Here is a 23842-nt window from a genome sequence, read left to right on the forward strand (position 1 = left end):
TTGAACACCCGACTGCGCAGCTGGCCCAGCCTGCTGCTGGCCAACCTGTTACTGGCGGCCGCGTACGCCGCGACCGGCCGCGCCGGCATGCAACTGGCGCTCGCGCCAGGGTTTGCGACACCGCTGTTCCTGCCTGCCGGCATTGCGCTGGCCGCCCTCGTCAGCGGCGGCGCCCGCCTGCTGCCCGGCGTTGCCCTCGGCACCGCCGTCATGAGTTTGATCACGCTGCCGCTGGTCCAGCCCGACCTGGCCCTGCCCGCCCGGCTGGGCGCCGCCGCGCTCGCGGCCGGCACCGCGTCGCTGCAGGCTTACATCGCCATGCATGCCTTCCTGCGCTGGATCGATCCCGGCATCGACTCCGGGCGCGACGTGCTGCGCTTCCTGCTGCTGGCCCCGGTGCTTGCGCTGACGAGCAGCACCCTGTCGCTGTGCGGCCTGGCGTTGCTGGGCGTGCTGCCGGGCGGCGACCTGGGGCCGAACTGGCTGGCCTGGTGGGTCGGCGATACGCTGGGCATGCTGCTGGCGGCCCCCCTGGTCTGGATCCTGTGCGGCCGGCCGCGCCGCCTGTGGCGCCGGCGCCGCTGGCTGGTCGGCCTGCCGCTGCTGGTGCTGACCGCCATGTTCGTGACGATCTTCGTCAACGTGCGCAGCTGGGAGTGGAACCAGCAGATGCAGACGGTGCAGCTGAAGGCGCAGCAGGCCAGCGACCTGCTGCAGGCCAAGCTGTCCGAACACGAGCGCTTCCTGTTCGCCATGTCCAGCGCCATCAATGGCCATGGGCTGGCGATGAAGGGCAAGGATTTCCAGCGCGTGGCGCAAGGCTATCTGGCACGCCATCCGGAAATGCTGTCGATGAGCTGGCTGCGCCCGGTGGCGGCGGACGAGCGCGACGCTTTCGAACGCTGGGGCCGCGAGCATGTCGATCCTGGCTTCGCCATCCGCGCGCCGGACGAGAACGGCGTCATGCAGCCGGTCGGCGCGCGCCCCGAATACATGGTGGCCACCTTCATCGAGCCGCGCGGCAACCGCATCTACCTGGGGCTGGACATGCTGGCCGAGCCGTCGCGCGCCGCCGCCGTGCGGCGCGCCCTGCAAAGCGACGAGCCGACCGCCAGTGCGCCGCTGCAGCTGATCCGCAAGGACCTGAAGCCCGGCGTGGTGCTGCTGCAGGCCGTGCGGCCGCCGGACGGCGGCGACGCGGTCGGCATGCTCCTGATGTCGGTGCAGCTGGAGAGCTACCTGGCCAGCGTGCTGCAGCAGGTTGGCTTCCCGCACCTGGTCGCCAGCATCGACGACGTGGCCACGGGCACCCGACTGGCCATGGCCGACGATGCCGGCGCGCCCCACCCGGCCGGCACGCTGCGCCAGACCATCCACTTCGGCGGGCGCGACTACCTGCTGACCTTGACGCCGACGGCCGCCTATGTGGCCAGCCAGCGCGGCTGGCAGAGCTGGTCCGTGCTGGCGGCCGGCCTGCTGCTGACAGGTCTGCTGGGCGGCTTGCTGCTGCTGTCCAGCGGCGAGCGGGCGCAAATCCAGGCCCGCGTGGAGGAAAGCACGGCGCGCCTGCAGGAGCGCGAGGCGCGTCTCCAGGCCATCCTGGACAAGGCGGCCGACGCCATCCTGACGATCGACGGCACCGGCATGCTGGTCTCGGCCAACGGCGCGGCCGGCCGGCTGTTCGGCTACGCGCCCGAACAAATGGCCGGTCTGCCGCTGGTGCAGCTGCTGCCGGCCACGCACGGCGAGGCGCCGGCCGCCCTGCTGCGCCGCATCGCCGCCGGCGCCAGCCAGTCGTACGAGGCGACCGGCTGGCGCCGCGAAGGGGTGTCGTTCCCGCTGGCCGTTTCCGTCAGCGAGGTGGAGCTGCCGGGCGAGCACCTGTTCGTGGCGATCCTGCACGACCTGACGGAGCAGCAGCGCGCCCAGGAACGCATCTACCGCCTGGCCCACCACGACCCGCTGACGGGCCTGGACAACCGCCTGTCGCTGAACCTGCGGCTGGACCAGCTGCTGGCGCGCACCCGGCGCGAAGGCGGCAGCGCGGCCGTGATGTTCCTCGACCTGGACCACTTCAAGAAGATCAACGACACCCACGGCCACCAGACCGGCGACCAGCTGCTGATCGCCGTGGCGGGCCGCCTGCGCGAGCTGCTGCGCGACGTCGACACCATCGCCCGCCTGGGCGGCGACGAATTCATCGTGCTGACCTCCGGCACCGTCACGCCGGACATCGTCAGCCACCTGGCCAGCCGTATCGTCGAGGTGCTGGCGCGGCCGTACCAGTTGCAGGGCCTGACGGTGCACAGCGGCGCCAGCGTGGGCGTGGCCATGTTCCCGTCCGACGGCGACGACAGCAGCACCCTGCTGCGCCACGCCGACACGGCGATGTACGCGGCCAAGAGCTGCGGCCGCGGCAATTTCCAGTTCTTCTCGGCCGAGATGAACGCCGCCACGCACGAGCGCCTGCTGCTGGAAAACCGCCTGTGGCAGGCGCTCGAGCAGGACGAGTTCGAGCTGTTCCTGCAGGCCCAGATCGACCTGCGCAGCGGCGCCGTGATCGGCGCCGAAGCGCTGCTGCGCTGGCACCATCCGGAGCTGGGCATGGTGGGACCGGACCGCTTCATTCCGATCGCCGAGGAGTCCGGCCTGATCCTGCCGCTGGGCGACTGGGCGCTGCGCCGCGCCGTGCAGCTGCTGGACCGCTGGCGCGGCCTGGGCCTGGGCCACCTGCGCCTGGCCGTCAACCTGTCCGCGCGCCAGTGCCACGGCACCGGCCTGCTGCCGCTGCTGGACCGCCTGCTGCGCGAGACCGGCATCGATCCGGCGTTGCTGGAGCTGGAGATCACGGAAACGGCCGCGATGCAGGACCCGGAACGCAGCCGCGAGCTGCTGCAGCAGCTGCGCGCGCGCGGCATCAAGGTCGCCATCGACGATTTCGGCACCGGTTACTCGTCGCTGTCGTACCTGAAGCTGTTCGAACTGGACCGGATCAAGATCGACCGCGGCTTCGTCAAGGACATCGAGACCGACCCGGACGACGCGGCCATCGTCTCGGCCACGATCGGGCTGGCCCACGCGCTGGGGCTGGAGGTGATCGCGGAAGGCGTCGAGACGCAGGCGCAGGCCGACTTCCTGCGCGGCAAGCGCTGCGACGAGGCGCAGGGGTATCTGTTTGCGCGGCCGGTTACCGTGGCTGAGTTCGAGATGCTGGCCAGCGCCGCCGAAACTGTGTGATGTCTGGGGTCTGTCCCTGCGGGACTGACCCCGGTTTTATTCGCCGGCTCATGTGTCGCGATGAAAACCGGGGTCAGTCCCCATCCGGGGACAGACCCCAACCCTCAAGCGCTGACGATGTCCTCCAGCGCGGCCACCACCTCCGGATCGAACTGCGTGCCGCTGCGCTCGCGGATGTACTGCAGCGCCGCCGCCTGCGGCCATGCTTCGTTGTAGGTCCGCTCGTGCATCAGCGAATCGTACACGTCCACCACCGCGACGATGCGGGCGGACAGCGGAATGGCGTTGCCGCGCAGGCCGTTCGGATAGCCGCTGCCGTCGAAATGCTCGTGGTGCGCGCCGGCGATCTCGGCGCCGTAGGTCAGGTAGCTGACGCCGTCGACCATGCCGGCCGCCCGCTCCAGCACCTTCTGCCCGACCGATGCATGCGCCTGCATGTGCGTGCGCTCTTCCTCCGTGTGCGCGCCCGGCTTCAGGAGGATGTGGTCCGGCGTGGCCACCTTGCCGACGTCGTGCAGAATGCTGGCCAGGCCGATCATGTCCAGCAGCTGCGGCGTCAGCTGGTCCGGGTAGGCGCCCCGTTCCTTCATGCGCGCGGCGATGCTCGACGACAGCTGCTGCACCCGCCGCACGTGGCCCTTGATGTCGCCGTCGCGGAATTCGGCCAGGTCGGCCAGCGCGATCACCGTTGCTTCCTGCGCCTTGCGCAGTTGGCCGAACATGTACAGGTTGTCGAAGGCGGCGGCGATGCGTTCGCAGAACACTTCCAGCAGGTCGCGCTGGATCTGCGCCAGCGGCCACGGTGGCGTGACCGAGATCGCCACGTCGCGGTGCTCCTGGGTGCGGATGTACAGCACGTTGGCCGGGTGGTCGAACTGGCTTTTCTTCTCCGCGAAAGCCTTGGCGATCGTCGGCGCCAGCGTGTGGTCGACCGGCAGGTGCTCCGCGTCGGCCAGCGGCGTGTAGCCGCCCGTGGCCGCGACGACGGTCGTCGTGCCGGTGTCGCCCTGCATCAGACACAGCACGCCATCGGCGCCCACGTCGAGGATCGCCGAGACCTGGTTCAACACGCCGGATGCGAACTCGCGCAGGGAATGGATCTGGTACAGATTGGTTGCCCCGGCCAGGATCTTGCCAAGACCTACACGGCTGCGTTCCAGCATGTTCAGGCTCTCGTAGGCGCGCAGCGCCGAGATCACCGTCGTGAACAGCTTCTGCGTCGTCAGCTCGGTCTTGGCCTTGTAGTCGTTGATGTCGTATTCGACGATGACGCGCTGTTCCGGCGCCTGGCCGGGCTGGCCGGTGCGCAGCACGACCCGCACGATGGCGTTGTGCAGCTCCTCGCGGATGCGGCGCGCCAGCACCAGGCCGGCGTCGTCCGTTTCCATCACCACGTCCAGCAGCACCAGGGCGATGTCGGGCGTGTTGGCCAGGATGTCGAAGCCTTCGCGGCCGCTGTAGGCGGAAAACAGCTCCAGCTCGCGGTCCTTGAACGTGACATTGCGCAGCGCCAGCCGGGTCACGGCGTGCACGTCCTGGTCGTCGTCGACGATCAGCACGCGCCACTGCCGCTGGTCCGGCGGGGTCGATTGCGAGTGCTCGTCTTCCTCTTCGTCCAGCAGCCAGTTATCATCGGCAGCAGTCGAATCCGTCATGCGTGCTCCTTCGGTCTCCGTAGGTTGTTACGCAGCATAAATCAGAAGCCGCGGCGGTGCCAACGAAAACTTGCCGTGCCGCAAATGGCACGGGAGTCTGGTACGCTTTGACCACAATCATTCGGGGGAGCAGATCATGCAAGACCATCCAGACCAGCCGGACAGCGGCGCCGACGGCGCCGGCCGCGAATTTCTCGCCTTCACGCTGGGCCGCGAGGAATACGGCATCGACATCCTGAAGGTGCAGGAAATCCGGGGCTACGAGGCGGTGACGCGCATCGCCAACGCACCGGAATTCATCAAGGGCGTGATCAACCTGCGCGGCATCATCATTCCGGTCGTGGACATGCGCATCAAGTTCCACCTGGGCGAGCCGGTGTACGACCAGTTCACCGTGGTGATCATCCTCAACATCAAGGGCCGCGTGGTCGGCATGGTGGTGGACAGCGTGTCCGACGTGACGACGTTGACGCCCGACCAGATCAAGCCGTCGCCGGAAATGGGCACGGCGTTCTCGCAGGAATTCATGATCGGGCTCGGAACGATTGGCGAACGGATGCTGATCCTGATGGATATCGACAAGCTGATGTCGAGCCCGGAGATGGGGTTGAACGATCCGATCAATCCATAGGAAACCCGTGGGGTCAGGCACCTGTTTTCGAGTCGAAGACTCGAAAACAGGTGCCTGACCCCGGTGTTTTTACCCGCCCTGGCGCCGCGAGCAGGCGCTCTTCCCGGCCAGGTCGATGTTCTGGTAACGGATCTCGTAGCGCCCCGTCGCTAGCTCGTCGACGATGTGCCGGTCGTGCGCCTGCACGAACACGTAGCGCACGTTGGCGTGGCGTTCCAGGTCGTAGACCTTGATGAATACGGGGAAGGCGTTGTTGGTATTGTCCAGGGTGAGTTCCATGTCCTGGCCCTTGTTGGCGACGGGGAAGCCGGACACGTAGCCGGAGCGCGTCGGCCACGGCTCGCCGTTCGGTGCCACCAGCGCCGGGGTCTCGTTGTCGCATTCGCCGCTGGCGTCGGGCAGTACCACCTGCGACACGGCCATGACCTTGATCGGTGCGCTGTCGTCGGCGTCGCCCGGTACACGGCCGGCCGCCGTGCCCCAGCCCTCCGCTTCCGCATCCCGCTCGGCCCGCGTGTACGGCCGGCTCGCGCTGGCCGTCAGGCCGCTCGGGCTGCCGCCCCAGGCCGATGCCAGCACCGTGGACACCTGGCGCGGCTCGGCCACCGTCATCACGCCAGCCACCCAGCCCAGCCCCAGGCTGCAGGCGATGGACAGCCACCAGCGCCAGTTGCGCCCCAGTGCCACGCGGCGGCGCTGGCCCTCCGGCTGGTCGGCCCAGGCCTGCGCCGGCGCATCCACCGAGCGCTCTTCACGCGTACTCTCCAGCCACTCGACCTCGAATTCCTCCTGGGCGATCCAGTCGTCGTGTTCCTTGCGGCGCTGCGGGTCGGCCAGCGTGCCGTAGGCCGTGTTGACGATCGCCATGATCCGGGCGGCTTTTTCGTCGCCCGGGTTCTTGTCGGGATGGTATTTCTGGCTCAGTGCCTTGTAGGCGGCACGTATGACCTCCTGCGGCGCGCCGCGCGCCACCTTCAGGTTGTCATAGTGTGTATGTATCTTTCCCATCGCATCAATATTGTCAGCCGCGCGCCACGACGGGGTTTCGCGCCAGGTCAACCATAATAGCCGAACTCATCATGCCTGCTCGCTCTACAGCCGATGGGCCCGGTCGCTGGCGGCCAGCGCGGCCGGCAGCTCGACGTCCTTGCCCACCACCAGTACCTTGAACAGCTCGCCCATCTCGGCCGGCGACAGCAGCTTGTGCACGGCGTTCGCCTGCGGCAGGTAGCGCATCGCGTCGGCCGGATCGGTGCGCAGCAGCAGCTCGCCGATGCCCGCGCCCAGCAGGAACGTGGCCTGGCTCATGTAGGCGATCACGTCGGCACCGGCGTCCTGCGCCGCCAGCGCCATCGCCGTGAAGTCCACGTGCGCCGTGATGTCCTGCAGGCCGGGCAGGTAGAACGGATCGTCGTGAGCATGATGGCGGTAGTGGCACATCAAGGTGCCCGTGGCGCGGTCCGGATGGTAGAACTCGTGGCCGGGAAAGCCGTAGTCGAGCAGGATCGCGGCGCCCTTGCCGCGCGCCAGCAGGGCGCCCACGCTGCCCATGAAACCGCAGGCGGTGCCATGCAGCTCCGTCACATACCCTGGCGGCAGCTGGTCCGCTTCCGGCACCTGGCTGGCCAGCTGCGCCGCCAGCACGGGCGGCAGCGGCGCCGGCTGGTAGGCGAAGCGGCCATCGGCCACCGTCACGTGCAGCTCGCGCCAGCCGTCGTCCGTTTTCATGACGAGGTGCACCGGCATCGCGTCCAGCACCTCGTTGCCGAGGATGACGCCGTCGAAGCGCTCGGGAATGCCATCCAGCCACGTCACCTGCGGGAAGTCGCGCAGCGCCTCCTGCTGGCGCGCGCGCAGCTCGCCGGACAGTTCGACGATCGCGTACCGCTCGACGGTGACGCCCTGCGCCGCCAGTTCGGTCAGCACATCGCGCGCCAGCTTGCCGGTGCCGGCGCCGAATTCGAGGATGTGCGGGGCGCTTTGCGCCATAATAGCGGCCGCGACCTGTGCCAGCGCGGCGCCGAACAGCGGCGACATCTCCGGCGCGGTTGTAAAATCGCCATCCTTGCCCAACTTGGCGGCACCGCCGCTGTAATAGCCGAGGTCCGGCGCGTACAGCGCCTGTTCCATGAAGCTGGCAAACGGGATGGCGCCGCCATGCCGGGCGATGTCGGCGGCGATACGGTGCTGCAGGGCGTGCGACGCGGCCAGCGCGTCGGCGGAAGGTGCGGGTAGGGACATCCCCGCATTGTAGCGAATCGCGCGCGCCCGGCAATATTGATGTTTCCTCATCTTCTGGAGTGACTATGACTGAAACGGCGCTTGCCCCGGTGGCGCTGGTGACGGGCGCGGGCCGGCGCATCGGCCGCGCCATCGCGCTGGGCATGGCCCAGGCAGGCTGGGACGTGGCCGTCCACTACCGCGCCTCGCGCGCCGAGGCCGAGGATGTCGTCGCCCGCATCCAGGCCCTGGGCCGCCGCGCCGTGGCGCTGCATGCCGACCTGGCCAGCGAGGCCGCCGTCAAGGAGCTGCTGCCCGCCGCCGTCGCCGCGCTGGGCCGCGTCAGCTGCGTCGTCAACAACGCCTCGCTGTTCGACTACGACAGCGCGGCCGACTTCACGCTGGCCCGGCTGGACGCCCACATGCACGCCAACCTGGGCGCGCCGCTGCTGCTGGCGCAGTCGCTGCACGAGCACACGCCGGCCGGCAGCCAGGCCGTCGTCGTCAACCTGCTGGACCAGAAGCTGTACAATCTCAATCCCGATTTTTTGTCGTACACCCTGTCGAAAGCGGCGCTGCACACGGCCACGACGATGCTGGCCCAGGCGCTGGCACCGAAGCTGCGCGTGGTCGGCGTGGCGCCGGGGATCACCTTGGTGTCCGGCGACCAGAGCGAAGAAGGTTTCGCCAAGGCGCACGCGCAGACGCCGCTGGGCCGTTCCAGCGCGCCGGAAGACGTGGTGGCGGCCGTGCTGTATGCCGCCACGGCGCGCGCGGTCACGGGCACCACCTTGCTGGTCGACGGCGGCCAGCACCTGATGCCCCTGCCGCGCGACGTGATGTTCCTCGCACAATAAAGTATCCGATTCTTTGAAGGTAAAACCATGCTGTCCGCCCTCACCCATCCCCGCCTGCAGGACTGCCGCCGGCTGTTCCTGCGCAATTACGAAGTGCAGATCAATATCGGCGTGCACGATTTCGAGAAGAAGGGCGAGCAGCGCGTCCTGATCAACGTCGACCTGTACATCCCGCTGGCCGTCTCGACGCCCAAAGCCGACGAGCTGCACGAAGTGGTCGACTACGACTTCATGCGCGAGACCATCGCGCGCCGCATGGCGCAAGGCCACGTGCACCTGCAGGAGACGCTGTGCGACGACGTCGTCGCGGCCATGCTGACGCATCCGCGCGTGCGCGCCGTGCGCGTGTCGACGATGAAGCCGGACGTGTATCCGGACTGCGAAGGCGTCGGCGTCGAGGTATTCAAGATCAAGGAAGACGTATGAACGCCGTCATCGATACGCCGCTGAACGACAAAACCGCCGAGAAGGTCGCCTACGAGAACAACAAGCTGCACAAGCGCCTGTGCCGCCTGGTGGGCCAGGCCATCGGCGACTTCAACATGATCGAGGACGGCGACAAGGTGATGGTCTGCCTGTCCGGCGGCAAGGACAGCTACGCCCTGCTCGACATCCTGATGACCCTGCGCGAGCGCGCGCCGATCCACTTCGACATCGTCGCCGTCAACCTGGACCAGAAGCAGCCGAACTTCCCGGCCCATATCCTGCCGGCCTACCTGACGGAACTGGGCGTGGCATTCCACATCGAGAACCAGGACACCTACAGCATCGTCAAGCGCCTGGTCCCGGAAGGGAAGACCACGTGCTCGCTGTGCTCGCGCCTGCGCCGCGGCATCCTGTACCGCGTGGCGGACGAACTGGGCGCGAACAAGATCGCGCTGGGCCATCACCGCGACGATATCCTCGAGACCTTCTTCCTGAATATGTTCTTCGGCGGGAAGCTGAAGGGCATGCCGGCCAAGCTGGTCTCGGACGACGGCAAGCACATGGTGATCCGGCCGCTGGCCTACGTGAAGGAAGAGGACACCGAGCGCTACGCGCAGGTCAAAGGCTTCCCGATCATCCCGTGCGACCTGTGCGGCTCGCAGGAGAACCTGCAGCGCAAGCAGATCAAGGCCATGCTGCGCGAGTGGGAGAAAAAGCATCCGGGCCGGGTCGAGAGCGTGTTCTCGTCGCTGTCCACCGTGATCCCGTCGCACCTGATGGACCGCAACCTGTTCGGCTTCACCGACCTGAAGACCGATGGCGTGCCCAACCCGCTGGGCGACATCGCCTTCGACGAGGAGCCGTGCAGCACGCCGGCGACCGTGCCGGGCATCATCCCGCTGCAGCAGCAATAAGTTCGTTGCCTGAAAAATGGGGACAGACCCCATTTTTCAGGCATGTCTTACCGATCGATCAGAACACCCGCGCCGTCCGCAGCACCGGATACAGATTGAAGCGCTCGTCCCACGAAGCATGGCGGCGGGCGAAGAACTCCAGCCGGGCGCGCGGGCTCTTCGCAAATGCCGGATCGCTGTCCAGCCTTGCCTGGAACGCGGCGGCCACCTGCGGGTCTTGCAGCTGCTCGCGCGCCACCTCCTCGGCGACATACTCCTCCATGTATTCCTTGCGCTCGAACGAAACGTTGAACAGGCCCCACGCGGCCAGCGAGTCGGCGCCCTGCGGTTCCAGCATCGTCATCACCAGGCGTGCCTTCGGCTGCGCGATGGGCACGAACAGCGCGCCCTTGCCGATCTCGCGCGCCTCCGGCTTCCAGCTGCCTTCCAGCGCCATCATCTGGTGACCCTCGACCGATTGCGGCGTGAGCTTCGTGGCGTCGGCCCGGAAGGCCTCGACATCGACCTTGCCGGGCGCGCTGCCCAGCACCTTGAACGTCACGCCATGCTGGCGCAGCTTGGTCGCCACCATGGCCGCCTGCGCGGCGGGCACCAGGTAGCCGCCCGCTGGCGCCGTGACGAGGCGGTCCGGCACCACCTCGTCGCGCAGCGGCACACGCCACAGCTGCGGCTTGGTCTCGTCGTACTTCGTCCAGACGCCGCCGGACACGTCGGAAGGCGTGCGGGTGTATTCGTAACCGGCGAAATCGATCGTCCGCGTCTTGTCGGTGGTGCGGTAGCTGAGCGGGAATTCGCGGCCGGCCAGCGCGGCCGCGCGGCCATCCGCCGCCAGCGCCAGCTTGCGCCATTCGGCACCGTGCCGCGCCACCTGGTCCAGCACCGACACGATGGTGTTGTAGGTGATCTTCACGCGCGTCGGGTAATCCTTCCACGAGTGCGTCTCGACCAGCATCGCGAAGCGGTTACGCAGCGGGAAGTAGCCGGTCGAGAAGCGCGGCGTCGACATCTCGTCGACGAAGCCGGACTGCGGATCGTCGGTCTTGGCGAACGAGATGTAGAAGTGCTTCGGGTCGGAGCCTTGCTTGCGCAGGTCGGCCATGACGTTCTCGCGCAGTGCCGTGCCGGCCACCTTCAGCGCCTCGTCGCCGCCATGCACCGGTTCCACCTGGATCGACACGTCCGGCTGGAACTTTGCGCCGTTGGTCACGTGCAAGTCGATATAGGCCAGCGGGTCCCATGCGTTCACCAGCGCCAGCATGGCCTGCATCTCGGGCGCGTCCGCCTTCACGTAGTCGCGATTGAGGTTGTAGTTCTGCGCCGTGACGCGCCAGCCCATCTCGACGGGGCCGCGCTGGTTCGGGCGGTTCCACTTGCCGAAGCGCTCGTGCCCATCGACGTTGAAGACAGGGACGAACAGCAGCACCTGCTTGTCCAGCGTGCCGCTGGCCGCCTTGCCGTCCAGCGCGTGGCGCAGCGCCAGGAAGCCGGCATCCTTGCCGTCGATCTCGCCGGCATGGATGCCGCCTTGCACCAGCAGCACCGGCACGTTCAGCTTCTTCGCCTGCTGCGCCGTCAGCGCGCCGCTTTTCGACACCGCCAGCGCCAGCATCGGCCGCCCTTCCGGCGTGCGGCCGAACTCGAAGCAGCGCACCGCCTTCGGATACGCCTTCTGGAAATCGGCGCACAGCTTGACCACCTCGTCGTAACGCCCGGTGGCTTCGTAGCCGGAGCGTTCGGCCACGGTGGTGAGATCGGGTGCGGCGTGGGTCAGGGGGACGGCGGACAGCAAGGCTAGCGCGAGGGCGGTACGAATCATGCACAGGACTCCGGTGGAATGAAAAGAGGCCGGCACCTTGCGATGCCGGCCGGCTGCCGAAGCATTATAGTGAAAGGCGCTGTGCCCTCGTCCTAATGAATTTTCCTTCCGGCATACACCCGCGCTCAAATGACGATGAGAAACAGCGCCGCGCGCAGCAACTGCTGCGGCGTCGCCACGCATCCGGCATCGAGCGCATGGCGCCAGCCCAGGTAGTTGGGCAGGTATTTGCTGGCGACACCATTGAAGCGCTTCAGCCAGTTCTTGAACCGGCCGTGGCAGCTGTTGACGCGCGCCCCTGGCCGTGCGGCGACCGTTATTTCACCAGCACCACGCTGCCGGCCGCATTGAGCGCGTCGGTCCTGTTCCCCTGCGGCGCCGTGGACGTGCCCTGCTCCAGTCCCGCGAACAGGGTGACGGCGACAATGCTGGCGGCAACCAGCAGCCGCGCGCCGCCCGGCAGCCAGCCATCGGCGCGCAGGAAGCGGGTCCACAGGTCGAGCTTGTCCCGGCGCGGCCGCTCGGCGCCCGGCGGCAGCGTCGCATACCCGGCCGGGACGGTCGTGGGCGCCGGCGCGGGTTGCGGCACCGTGCCGCGGCGGGCGTGCCGCGCGACCAGCGCTTCCGCCACCAGCAACTGTTCGAGCGCCGCCGAGCGCAACGCCGACAGCCGGTTCAGCGTATGTTCGACCCAGTGCCCGACCGCCGGCAGCCAGCTGCCCAGGTTGTCGGGCTGCGCTGGCGGCAGCAGGAATTCGCCCAGCAGCTCGCGACAGCCTTCCTCGGCGCCGAGCCGCCGGCACAGCCTGGCGTCGAGCGCCAGGTGGCTGGCTGTCCGGTAGACCAGCTCCAGCACACGATGCAGGCCGTTGGCCGACGTGACGACGCGGAGGATGGCGTCGCTGCCAATGCGCCGCGCGGCCGTCTCGACAGCGACGACGTTCATCGCTGCGCCGTGCGCGTCGGCGACGTCGGCAGCGGCGTGCTCGGCGTAATGCAGCACGGCCAGCAGGCCGTCCAGGTATTCCTGCCAGCCGCCGCCCAACTGGCGCGCCATCGCCTGGTGCCAGCCGCGGCAGCGCAGGTCGTGCGCGCGCAGGCGCTCTTCCACTTCCTCCAGCTCGCGCGTGGTGCGCGCCAGCGCCGCCGGCAGCTCGCGCCGCGCGCAATTTTCCCCGCGCAGGCGCACGCGCCCGTCGCGCGCCGTCGTCCGGCCGACGACCAGCGCCTGCAACTGCTCGCGTTCTTCGCGCAACGCACGCAGCTGGCGCACGTCGTCGCGCAGCGTCGCGGGATACAGGGTGGCGCCGTAGGCGACATCGGCCGGCACCGGCTGGCGCAGGTCGGCCGCGCAGGCCGCGTGGCGCGCGATGTCGCGGCCGAAGTAAATCCCGCAATAGCGACGGTTGAACTGCTCGCGGCGATACAGCCGCGCGACCTTCTGCAGCGTGTCCGGCAGCGGCACTGGCGCCAGCGGCGGCTGCGGGTGGCCGACCAGCGCAGCGCTCATGCGCTCGCGCAGGACGGCCGGCTGCTCGAACAGCGACCAGGCACTGGCGCCGTCGATGGCGGCAGCGACGTAGTGGCGCTTGGCGTTCTCCTCACGCTCGTGATTGAGCGGATGGCTTTGCCACATCCTGGGCGGATGGCCCAACTGCTCGCGAAACACGCGGTGCCGCGCCGGCGCCTCGGCCGGCACCGGTGGCACGCGGCCGTAGGCATCGTCGTCAAGAATCGCCGCCATGCGGCGGGTGATCAGGCTCTGCACCGCGTACACGTCTGCCACGGCGCAGCCCTGTGCCGCCTCGTTGTGGGCGAACTGCAGCGCGCGCTGCCATGCATCGTCGGCCGCGTGCAGCCGGTGCAGCGCGTGGACCAACGCATCGCTGCCGGTTAGCGCTACCGCGACGAGATCGGCTTGCAACTCCATCTCGCGCGACAACGCGCTTTGCATCAGCAGCACGACGCGGAACGCCATCTCGACCAGCGAACGGATCGACCAGACCACCAGTTGCAGCACCCAGGCGAAAATGCGCAAGCGGACATCGATGCGGGCCATCCAGTCGAGCAGGCTGTCGAACTTGTCGCGCTGCGCCACCAGATGGCCGGCGACCTGCTGCGCCACATAGACCCAGCGCCCCACGGCCATCGACCGCTGCGCGAAGTGGCCGAACTCGTGCGCCAGCACGGCGCGCAGCTCGCCCAGCGGCAGCGCGTTCACCAGGGGCAGGCCGATCTCCAGGTTCTTCCTGGAGGGCAGTAGCAAATTGAGCAGCGAGATGTCGTAGAACACCGCCGCGTTGACCCGGTTCGACAGGAACACACGATGCGCGCGCGGCGCCCCGGCCGCATCGGCCAGCTCGTGCAGGAAGGCGAACAGGCGCGGCATTTCCTTCGCCGTGACCTCCGTCAGCCCCGCAGGCATGGCCTGGCGGACGAAGAAAAGCGACTTCAGCATGAACAGGCCGAAGAAGACGTTACAGCCGACCAGCAGCCACAGGCGGCCGGCATCGTCGGCATGCAGCGCGGTATGGCCAAGGCGCCACGCGTTCCACAGGAAAAAGGCGGCCAGCGTGAAATAGCCCAGCACGAAGCCCAGCAGGCCCGCCACGGCTAACCGGGCACTGCGCTTGTAGGCGGCCGATGGCTGGGCCAGCTGACCGATCAACCCGGCAGTGGGTTGCTTAGTGATAGTATCGATCATGGTTCCCCAAGACTAAAGTCCCGGGAAATTCTACTCAGACAGTTAGCACTTGTATATCAATTGCCGTGTCTACCCCCCACTGGTAGGGATGGATCGGTGGCGCGACCACGACAGTCGCGCCACGGCTTGGCTACGAACCGAAGTGGTAATTCAGCTCGAGCCAGCCCACCCGCCCCAGCGGGCTGTAGCTGCCGATCGGGTAGTTCGGCCAGCCGCCGCTCGGATCCGATTTCACCTTGTTGAACAGGTTATTGACGATCAGCGACAAGGTCAGGCGATCGCTGAAGCGGTACACGGCGCTGACGTTGACCAGCGTGGTCGGCGTCAGGTATCCGGTCCCCGCCCCGTTCGGGAGCTTGCCATAACGCGTGGCGAACAGCGTGGTCGACACCGGGCCCCGGTCCCAGTTGACACTGGCCGCCAGCTTGTCCGGCCAGTCGCTGCTGTCGAGGGCGTGCAGGCGGTCTTCCACCTCGTCGCCGGCGAACTGTTGCGAGCGGCGCGTGAGCGTCTTGGTGTAGTTGCCGCGCACCGTGAACGTGCCGTAGTCCGCGGTCCGCAATGCGTACTTGGCGCTGACGTCGAAGCCGCTGACGCTTTCCTTGGCCGCGTTGATCGGATTGACCCGGATCTCCTTGATCTCGCCGGCCCGGTCTGGCGCATTATCGGCAAAGCGCGTGATGCGGCTGAGGGTATCGGCGCACAGGGCCGAGGCGATATCGAGCGCGCCCAGGCGGCAGGCCGCCTCGTCGCGCAGCAGCTGGTCCGCATCCAGGTTGGTGACCAGGTCGTCGATCTTGATGTTCCAGTAGTCGAGCGACACATCGAACGCGCTGCTGGGCGACCAAACCATGCCGGCGCCCCATGACTTGCCCTGCTCCGGCTTCAGGTCGCGGCTGCCGTTCTGCACGTAGTCGGCGCCGGGCGACTTGTTGGCGAACTCGCAGGTGGCCAGCGGCTCGCCGGCGACGGCGCAGCGGTAGTAATCCGTCGTGGACGAGTAATAGCCGGTGCCGCGCGCCTTGTAGATGTAGTTCATGTCCGGCGCGCGGAAGCTGGTGGCATAGTTCGCCCGCAGCAGCAGCTCCTTGCGGGGGCGAAATTCCAGGCCGCCGTTGTAGGTGAACTTGCCGTTGCTGCGCTCGGCGAATTCATAACGGTCGTAGCGGCCGGCCAGCGTGCCGGTCAGCGTTGCCAGCAGCGGTATGTTCAATTCCGCGCCGGCGGCGTAGCGCGTACGCGTGCCCGCGGTGACGAAGCTGCCCGGCAATGCGTTGAAGTACCCTTCGTTGATGCGCGCATCCGGTGTATTGGTAAAGCCCTGGCGCCCCGCCTCGACGACGGCGGCCAGTTGCAGCGGCCCCGCCGGCAGGTCGAGCAGCTTGCCGCTGGCGCTGGCGGCCAGCGTGTGCGTCCAGGATTCGTCGTCGCTGTTGGCCTGGCCAGTGATGGAGTCGAATTCGGCCGGCGTCAGGCGGCGCGTCAGGCGGGCCGGATCGGGCGCATAGATCGCCACGCCGTCCGCGTCCGTGCCCAGGCGCGGGCCGAGGAAGAAGCTGTCGATATTGGCCAGCGCGCGCGGCACGTGGTTCTTGCTCTCGTAGGCGGAGGCGCTGTAGCCGGCCTCGTACTTCCAGTCCGACTTGCCGATGTGGCCGCGCACCCCCAGCGAGGCGGCCAGTGCCCGGTCTTCCCAGGTGCGGTCGTAGCGGCGCACGCCGCCCGTTTCCTGCGGCGAGATGTAGCGCTTCCAGACTTCGTACGCGCCCGTGTTCTGGTTCAGGAAGTAGCCGCTGCCCGTCGCGGCGGACGTCCACGACGGCCCGCGCGTGTTGCTGGCGGTGTCGTTGCGGCCCACCAGCAGGTCGGCGAACAGCACGGTATCGCCATCGAGGTCGTAGGTCGCGCTGGCGAAGGCGTTCTTGCTGCGGTTCTGCGTTTGCGTGGACCAGTGGGTGTTGGCGGCCTTGCGGCTGGCGCAGTAGCTGCCCGCCTTGACCGTATGGCGGAACACACTGTTATCGAACATATCGGCGAAGTCCGTGCAGGCGTTGCCCAGGTCGACGTACTTGCCGGTGTCGAGATTGCGTCGCGACAGGATATCGGTCGGCGTGCCGTCGCGTTCGGCCATGAAGCCGCGCTGCAGCGCGGTCAGGCGGTCGCGTTCCGACACCTCCAGGCTGAATACCGTGGTCAGCTTGCCGAACTGCTGGCCGCCGGTGAACTGCACGCGCCGGTCGCCGCCGCCGCCGCGCGACGACGTGCCGGCCTTGGCGTTGAGGTCGAAGCCGTCGGCCTTGTTCTTCAGGATGATGTTGATGACGCCGGCGATGGCGTCGGAACCGTAGATCGCCGAGGCGCCGCCGGACAGGATCTCGATGCGCTCGACGATGCTCGACGGGATATTGGCCAGGTTGGTGAAGTTGACCGTGCCTTCGTAGGCGATCGGGAAGTCGGCCAGGCGGCGGCCGTTCAAGAGGATCAGCGTGTGGTTCGGCCCCAGGCCGCGCAGGCTCAGCGTGTTGGCCGACGGCGTGAAGGTGTTGCCGAAATCGGCGCCCTGCGTGAAGCCGCTGTTCTGAACCTGGTTGCTGAGCGCGTCGAACACGTTCTTGTAGCCCTGGCGCGTGATGTCGGCGCCCGAGATCACGGTCACGGCCGACGGGCCCTCCACGGTGGCACGGGCGATGCGCGAGCCGGTGACGATGACGGCGGTCGGTGCGGCAGCGGGAGCAGCCGCCTCGGTAAGCGGCTGCGTGGCCTGGGCGTGCGCCAGTAGCGGCACGCCATACGCACCAAGCAGTGCGGCGACAAGATTTTTGATCTTCATATTGGCTGGGTTCTCCCTGGTTTTCCTTGTGGGAGTAACACGATACCAACTTTCAGGCATATCCGGAACGAATCGTTTTGCGCTAGCTTATGCGCCTGCCGCGCTGCTCGACCGTGGCGTCAGCGCCGGTCGTCGATCGCGATCTCGCTGGCCGGCTCGCGCACCGGCACCAGGTCGAGCGCGCGACCACCAGCACGGGCCGCCGCCGAAACGGGGCACGTGCCGCCCGCGCGCAGCTGCAGCGCCGTGCGCAGCAGCGTCTCATCCATGCTGCCCAGCGGATGGCGCAGGTCGTCGGCCACCGCGCAGGTCGGCGCGAAACCGTCGGCGTAGTCGCCGAAGCCCTTGTGGTTGACGCCCTGGTACTGGATGGCGAAATAGGTGCGGCCGCAATTGGGCGTCGGCACGAAGGCATACGGCTTGCCGCAGGTTTGGCCGCCCACCAGGTGCACCTCGACGTCGATGCCGCGCAGGCCGTTGACGATCGACTCGCTGGCCGAGCAGGTGCCCGGACCGGCCAGTATGTAGACACGGCGCAGGCCGAGCGATGGCAGCGTCGAAGCGGTCGGGAACAAAATGGGCTTCTTCGGTTCCATCTTGTCGTTGACGAGCGTGTGCTCGAAGGTCTTGCCGGCCGTGGCCTGCGGCCCGGCGATCATATAGGCGACCTTGTTGGCAATACTGAGCAGGCCGCCGCCGTTGTAGCGCAGGTCCAGCACCAGGTCCTTGACGCCGGCGTCGCGCAGCTGCGCGAACGATGCCGCTAGCGGCGCCTCGGCCAGCGCCACGTGGTTGCCGAACGTGAGGTAGCCGACCGGCCCCGTCGCCGTCTGCAGCAAGGTGGTGTTCTGCACGGGCGCGATGGCCACCTTGGCCGATTCCAGCGCCACGGCGAGCTTGCCGCCATCGTCCTGGCGCACCTCGAAGCGGTGGCGTTCGCCCGCCTCGACGGGGAACAGTGCCGCGTTCATCGTGGCCACCGCGGCGGCGTCGGTTGTGGCGGCAAAATCCATGCCCTCCACCGTCAGCAACCGGTCGCCGCGCCGCAGCCCCGCCAGCGCCGCCGGCGAACCCGGTTCCACGGTCGCGATGCGCCAGTCGCGCAGGGAGTCGACGGTACTGCGCAGCCACGTAATGCCATAGCCGGTCTGGCCGCCACCGGACAATTCAGCCCAGCGGGCGTTCGTATAGCTGAAGTGGAACCGGTCCTTCGGCTTCCCGGACGCGGTCAGTAATGGCGTCTTCAATGCGTTGAAGTAGTCCACCGTGGTCGCGTAGGCGGCCATGTCGAGCGCAGGCAACTCGCGATACCAGAGGTAGGTGTCACGCAGCCAGATGCGCAGGAAGTGTTTTTCGTCTTCCACGGTGCCGGGTCGCGGGCTGCCCGGTGGCGCGTCGGCGCAGCGCTCCATGTACTGCAGGATTTCCGGCGCTGGCGGCGTGACCGGCGGCTCGGGCCGGGGTGGCACGGGTGGCGTGACAGGGGGAACGGGAGTGACGGGCGGCGGCTCGATCGGGGCGACAGGCGTGAGCGGGGATGCGCCATCGCCGCCGCAACCTGCCAGCGCCGCCAGCATGGCGGCGCCGAGGGCGCTGGAGAGGTTCTTCATGGGACGTGATTCTACGCCAAACCCTTGCGGACAGGCACCGATCTCCAGGTCGAAGGCCTGCAGAGCGGTGCCTGTCCGCGGCGTCGCGCGCCATCCATCCCTTCCCTCAGGCCGCGTGTGGGGCCGCCGCCGGCGCGTTGAAGCTCGCCAGCAGTGCCGCTTCCTTCTGCTTGGCCGCCTTCAGGTGACGTTCCTTGACGTGGCCATAGCCGCGGATGTCCTCCGGAATCCGCGCGATCGCGACGGCCGTCGCCAGGTTGTCCACGGTCAGTCGCGGCAGCAGGCCGGCGATGGTGTCGCGGTACGCCGTGATCAGCGCGCGCTCCATCTTGCGCTCGGCCGTGTAGCCGAATATGTCGAGCGCCGTGCCGCGCAGGCCTTTCAGCTTGGCCAGCACCTTGAACGCCTGCAGCATCCACGGTCCGAACTCCTGCTTGACCAGGTGGCCATCCTTGTCGTGCTTGGCCAAAAGCGGCGGCGCCAGGTGGAACTTCACCTTGTAGTCGCCTTCGAACATGCCCTCGATCTTCTGGCGGAAGGCAGGGTCGGTGTGCAGGCGCGCCACTTCGTATTCGTCCTTGTACGCCATCAGCTTGTACAGGTAACGGGCCACCGCCTCCGTCAGCTTCAGCTGCTTCGGATTGAGGCGGCTTTCGGCCGCGCGCACCGTCTCGACGAACTCGCGGTACTGCTGCGCATAGCCGGCGTTCTGGTAGGCCGTCAGCAGCTCGATGCGGCGCGTGACGATTTCGTCCAGCGTCTGGCTGCGCTTGAACTCGATCACCTGGGCCGGAGCCGTCATCTTCGTCACGGCGGCCAGGTCCACGGCGGCGTAGCGGCCCCAGTTGAACGCGGCCTTGTTGAAGCCGACCGACACGCCATTCAGTTCGATCGCCTTCATCAGCGCCGCTTCCGACAGCGGTACATGGCCCTTCTGGAACGAGTAGCCCAGCATGAACATGTTCGTCGCGATCGAGTCGCCCATCAGGGCCGTGGCGATGCGGCCGGCATCGACGAACTCGACCCGGTCGGTACCGCAGGCGCGCAGGATCTCGCCCTGCGACGACTCGCCCGGGAACTGCCAGTCCGGGTTCTTGACGAAAGCGGCGGTGGTGGCGCCCGTCGAGTTGATCGCGGCCCAGGTGCGGCCCTCGCCCATGCGCGACAGCGCGTCGCGGCTGGCCGTGACGATCTGGTCGCAGCCGATCACCAGGTCGGCGCTGCCGGTGCCGACGCGGGTGGAATGCAGGTCGCCCTGGTTGTCCGCCAGGCGCACGTGCGACATGACCGGGCCGCCCTTCTGCGCCAGCCCGCTCATGTCCAGCACGACGGCACCCTTGCCTTCCACGTGCGCGGCCATCGCCAGGATCTGGCCGACGGTGACAACGCCGGTGCCGCCGATGCCGGTGACGAGGATGCCGTATGGCGTGGCGGTGGATGGCAAGGCCGGCGCGGGCAGCGCCGGCACCTCGGCATTGCTGCCGGCGGCGGCCTTCTTCGGCTTCTTCAGCTGGCCGCCCTCGACGGTGACGAAGCTGGGGCAGAAGCCGGACACGCACGAGTAGTCCTTGTTGCAGCTGGACTGGTTGATCTGGCGCTTGCGCCCCAGCTCCGTTTCCAGCGGCTCCACCGACAGGCAGTTCGACTGCACCGAGCAGTCGCCGCAGCCCTCGCACACGGCCTCGTTGATCACGGCGCGCTTGGCCGGGTCCGGGAACTCGTTGCGCTTGCGGCGGCGGCGCTTCTCGGAGGCGCAGGTCTGGTCGTAGATCATGGCCGACACGCCGGGCTTGTCGCGCAGTTCCTTCTGCACGTCCATCAGCTCGGAGCGGTGGCGCACCGTGACCCCGGGCGCCCAGGCGTAATCGTCCGGGTATTTGTCCGGATCGTCGGTGACGACGATGATCGGCGTGACGCCTTCGGCCGCGATCTGGCGCGAGATCATGCCCGGGTCGAGCGGACCGTCGACGTTCTGGCCGCCCGTCATCGCGACGGCGTCGTTGTACAGGATCTTGTAGGTGATGTTGACCTTGGCCGCCACCGCCGCGCGAATCGCCAGGATGCCGGAGTGGAAGTAGGTGCCGTCGCCCAGGTTGGTGAAGACGTGCTTTTCGTTGGTGAACGGCGCCTGCCCCACCCAGGTGACGCCCTCCGCGCCCATGTGCGTGAAGGTGGACGTCTCGCGGTCCATCCACAGCACCATGTAGTGACAGCCGATGCCGGCCAGCGCGCGCGAACCTTCCGGCACCTTGGTCGACGTGTTGTGCGGGCAGCCGGAGCAGAAGAACGGCGTGCGGTCGGTCTGCGGGTTCGGCTTGGCCGGTACCGTTTTCAGCACCAGTTCCTTCGCTTCCAGGTAGGCGATGCGCTCCTTGACGCGCGCCGCCACCGGATGGCCGTCGCAGTAGTGCGAGATGCGGCTGGCGATCGCGCGGGCGATCTGCGCCGGGTTCAGCTCATACGTGGCCGGCAGCAGCCAGTCGCCGTGACCCGAGCGGTGCTTGTTCGACCATTCGCCGGTGTCGTCGAACTTGCCGACCACGCGCGGACGCTCGCCGTCCGGCAGGTTGTACAGCTCTTCCTTCAGCGCATATTCGAGGATCTGGCGCTTTTCCTCGACGACGATGATCTCGTCCAGGCCGCGCGCGAATTCATGCACCCCGTCCGCTTCCAGCGGCCAGGTCATGCCGATCTTGTACAGGCGGATGCCGATGTCGGCGGCTGCCTGCTCGTCGATGCCCAGGTCGGCCAGCGCCTGGCGCGTGTCCAGGTACGATTTGCCGGCCGTGATGATGCCGATCTTCGGCTTCGGGCTGTCCCAGATGATCTTGTTGAGCTTGTTGGCCCGCGCATACGCCAGCGCGGCATACCATTTATAGCTGTTCATCCGCACTTCCTGGTCCAGCACCGCATCGGGCCAGCGGATGTTCAGGCCACCGGGTGGCAGCTCGAAGTCGTCCGGCATGGCGATCTGCACGCGGTCCGGGTCGAAGTCGACGACGGCGCCGGACTCGATGATGTCGGTCACGCACTTCATCGCCACCCACAGGCCCGTGTAGCGACTCATCGCCCAGCCGTGCAGGCCATAGTCGATGTATTCCTGCACGGAGGACGGGTACAGCACCGGGATGCCGCAGGCGGCCAGGATGTGGTCGGACTGGTGCGCGGTGGAGGAGGATTTGGCCGCATGGTCGTCGCCGGCCAGCACCAGCACGCCGCCGTGCTTGGCCGAGCCGGCGTTGTTGGCGTGCTTGAACACGTCGCCGCAGCGGTCCACGCCGGGGCCTTTGCCGTACCACATGGAGAAGACGCCGTCGTACTTCGCGTCCTGGAACAGATTCGTTTGCTGGGTGCCCCAGACGGCGGTGGCCGCGAGGTCTTCGTTCATCCCCGGGTGGAACTTGACGTGATGGGCATCGAGGTGTTTCTTCGCCTTCATCGCCGTCATGTCGACGCTGGTCACGGGGGACCCGCGGTAGCCGGTGATGTAACCCGCGGTGTTCAGGCCGGCCTTGAGGTCGCGTTCGCGCTGCATCATCGGCAGGCGGATCAGCGCCTGCGTGCCGGTCATGAAGGCGCGGCCGCGTTCGAGCGTCCACTTGTCGTCCAGGGTGATGTCGTGTGCGGGCGCGCCTAGCTCCGTACCCTTGTGAGGTGCGTTCATGGGGTTTGTCTCCAATATTTTCTTCAAAGTGCCAAAGCCGGCGCCCCTTCTGACGAGGGGCTGCCGGCTTGTTTTTTTCTAACCCAAGACCAAAAACTGGGGTCAGATCCGCCGGGTCTGACCCCGGCAGTTGCTTCTGGGTTTATCTCATGCGGCCGTCTTCGACGGATCTTCCAGTACACCGCGACGAATCTGGTCGAGTTCAATGGACTCGAACAGCGCGCGGAAATTGCCCTCGCCGAAGCCCTGGTCGCCCTTGCGCTGGATGATCTCGAAGAAGATCGGGCCGATCACGTTCTGCGTGAAGATCTGCAGCAGCAGTTCGCGCTTGTTTTCGCTGTCGGCCTGGCCGTCGATCAGGATGCGCAGGCGGCGCAGCTCTTCCAGGTTCTCGCCGTGGCTCGGCAGGCGGCGGTTGACCAGCTCGTAGTACGTCTCGATCGTATCCTGGAACGCGATGCCGGTGTCGCGCATGCGCTGGATCGACGTGTAGATGTCGTCCGTACCCAGCGCGATGTGCTGGATGCCTTCGCCGTGGTATTCGTTCAGGTACTCGGCGATCTGCGATTTGTCGTCGGACGATTCGTTGATCGGGATGCGGATCTTGCCGCACGGCGACGTCATCGCCTTCGACTTCAGGCCCGTCAGGCGACCTTCGATGTCGAAGTAGCGGATTTCGCGGAAGTTGAACAGGCGCTCGTAGAAGCCGGCCCACTCGCCCATGCGGCCGCGGTAGACGTTGTGCGTCAGGTGATCGATATAGGTCAGGCCGTTGCCGACCGGGTTGGGATCGACACCCGGGATCGCGACGAAGTCGGCGTCATAGATGCTGATGTCGCCGATGCTGCCCGGGGTCACGCCCTTGTCGGCGTTCTTGCCGCGCCAGCGGTCGACCAAGTACAGCAGCGAGTCGCCCACGCCCTTGATCGCCGGGATGTTCAGTTCCATCGGGCCGGTCTTGTTGTCGAAGCCCCAGGCGCCCATTTCCAGCGCCTTCTTGTAGACGTAGGCGGCATCGTCGACGCGGATCGCGATCGCGCACACCGAGGGACCGTGCTGGCGCGCGAAACGCTGCGCGAACGAATCCTGCTCGGCATTGATGATGAAGTTGATCTCGCCCTGGCGGTACAGGGTGACATCCTTGGTGCGGTGACGGGCGATGGCCGTGAAACCCATTTTCTCGAACAGCGCGCCGAGTTCCTTCGGATCGGGTGCGGCGAACTCGACGAATTCGAAACCGTCGGTCCCCATCGGGTTGTCCCAGGGCGTGAATTGCAT

At 67.4% G+C, this 23842-nt stretch carries 14 protein-coding genes and 1 pseudogene; 5 read left to right on the forward strand and 10 right to left on the reverse strand.

The window, feature by feature from the left end; all coding sequences use genetic code 11:
* Positions 1-3237, forward strand: coding sequence for an EAL domain-containing protein (locus tag E7V67_024785; protein WUR12869.1), 3237 nt, complete (start codon positions 1-3; stop codon positions 3235-3237).
* Positions 3238-3341: 104 nt separating this feature from the next.
* Here E7V67_024785 and E7V67_024790 read toward each other — a convergent pair whose 3' ends face one another.
* Positions 3342-4892: a DUF3369 domain-containing protein gene (locus E7V67_024790; GenBank protein ID WUR12870.1), complete on the reverse strand. Its 1551-nt coding sequence runs from the start codon at positions 4890-4892 to the stop codon at positions 3342-3344.
* A gap of 136 nt (positions 4893-5028) precedes the next feature.
* Between E7V67_024790 and E7V67_024795 the strand changes: the two genes are divergently transcribed.
* Complete coding sequence (locus E7V67_024795) at positions 5029-5523, forward strand: chemotaxis protein CheW (GenBank protein ID WUR12871.1); 495 nt, start codon at positions 5029-5031, stop codon at positions 5521-5523.
* 69 nt (positions 5524-5592) lie between these two features.
* Here the strand turns inward: E7V67_024795 and E7V67_024800 are convergent, their stop codons facing one another.
* A complete protein-coding gene (locus E7V67_024800) occupies positions 5593-6531 on the reverse strand; it encodes a J domain-containing protein (protein WUR12872.1) in 939 nt (312 codons plus the stop codon).
* 84 nt (positions 6532-6615) lie between these two features.
* Positions 6616-7764: an SAM-dependent methyltransferase gene (locus E7V67_024805; protein ID WUR12873.1), complete on the reverse strand. Its 1149-nt coding sequence runs from the start codon at positions 7762-7764 to the stop codon at positions 6616-6618.
* A gap of 65 nt (positions 7765-7829) precedes the next feature.
* Between E7V67_024805 and E7V67_024810 the strand changes: the two genes are divergently transcribed.
* Genes E7V67_024810 through ttcA form a run of 3 tightly spaced genes read left to right on the forward strand, consistent with a single transcriptional unit; the run spans position 7830 to position 9940 of the window.
* Positions 7830-8600, forward strand: coding sequence for an SDR family oxidoreductase (locus E7V67_024810; protein WUR12874.1), 771 nt, complete (start codon positions 7830-7832; stop codon positions 8598-8600).
* Positions 8601-8627: 27 nt separating this feature from the next.
* Positions 8628-9026 carry a dihydroneopterin aldolase gene (locus tag E7V67_024815; protein ID WUR12875.1) on the forward strand — a complete coding sequence of 133 codons (399 nt, stop codon included), beginning with the start codon at positions 8628-8630 and terminating at the stop codon, positions 9024-9026.
* A complete protein-coding gene (gene ttcA, locus E7V67_024820) occupies positions 9023-9940 on the forward strand; it encodes a tRNA 2-thiocytidine(32) synthetase TtcA (protein WUR12876.1) in 918 nt (305 codons plus the stop codon). The genes E7V67_024815 and ttcA overlap by 4 nt, the downstream gene beginning before the upstream one ends.
* A gap of 58 nt (positions 9941-9998) precedes the next feature.
* On the opposite strand, the gene E7V67_024825 is transcribed toward ttcA, so the two are convergent.
* The 7 genes and pseudogenes from E7V67_024825 to hppD all read right to left on the reverse strand — a co-directional run bounded on the left by E7V67_024825 (position 9999) and on the right by hppD (position 23842).
* Positions 9999-11756, reverse strand: coding sequence for a M14 family metallopeptidase (locus E7V67_024825; protein ID WUR12877.1), 1758 nt, complete (start codon positions 11754-11756; stop codon positions 9999-10001).
* A 125-nt stretch (positions 11757-11881) separates the two neighbouring features.
* Positions 11882-12046, reverse strand: a pseudogene (locus E7V67_024830) (IS1595 family transposase).
* Between the two features lie 26 nt (positions 12047-12072).
* Positions 12073-14460, reverse strand: a complete 2388-nt coding sequence (locus tag E7V67_024835) for a M48 family metallopeptidase (GenBank protein ID WUR12878.1) — start codon at positions 14458-14460, stop codon at positions 12073-12075.
* 130 nt (positions 14461-14590) lie between these two features.
* Positions 14591-17290: a TonB-dependent receptor gene (locus E7V67_024840; GenBank protein WUR12879.1), complete on the reverse strand. Its 2700-nt coding sequence runs from the start codon at positions 17288-17290 to the stop codon at positions 14591-14593.
* A 119-nt stretch (positions 17291-17409) separates the two neighbouring features.
* Positions 17410-18900 carry a S41 family peptidase gene (locus E7V67_024845; protein ID WUR12880.1) on the reverse strand — a complete coding sequence of 497 codons (1491 nt, stop codon included), beginning with the start codon at positions 18898-18900 and terminating at the stop codon, positions 17410-17412.
* Between the two features lie 106 nt (positions 18901-19006).
* Positions 19007-22564: an indolepyruvate ferredoxin oxidoreductase family protein gene (locus E7V67_024850; protein ID WUR12881.1), complete on the reverse strand. Its 3558-nt coding sequence runs from the start codon at positions 22562-22564 to the stop codon at positions 19007-19009.
* Between the two features lie 147 nt (positions 22565-22711).
* Positions 22712-23842 (reverse strand): 4-hydroxyphenylpyruvate dioxygenase, encoded by a 1131-nt coding sequence (gene hppD, locus E7V67_024855; GenBank protein WUR12882.1) that lies wholly within the window; start codon positions 23840-23842, stop codon positions 22712-22714.

Source organism: [Empedobacter] haloabium (genome assembly GCA_008011715.2).
In the GTDB taxonomy this organism is placed as follows: domain Bacteria; phylum Pseudomonadota; class Gammaproteobacteria; order Burkholderiales; family Burkholderiaceae_D; genus Rugamonas; species Rugamonas haloabia.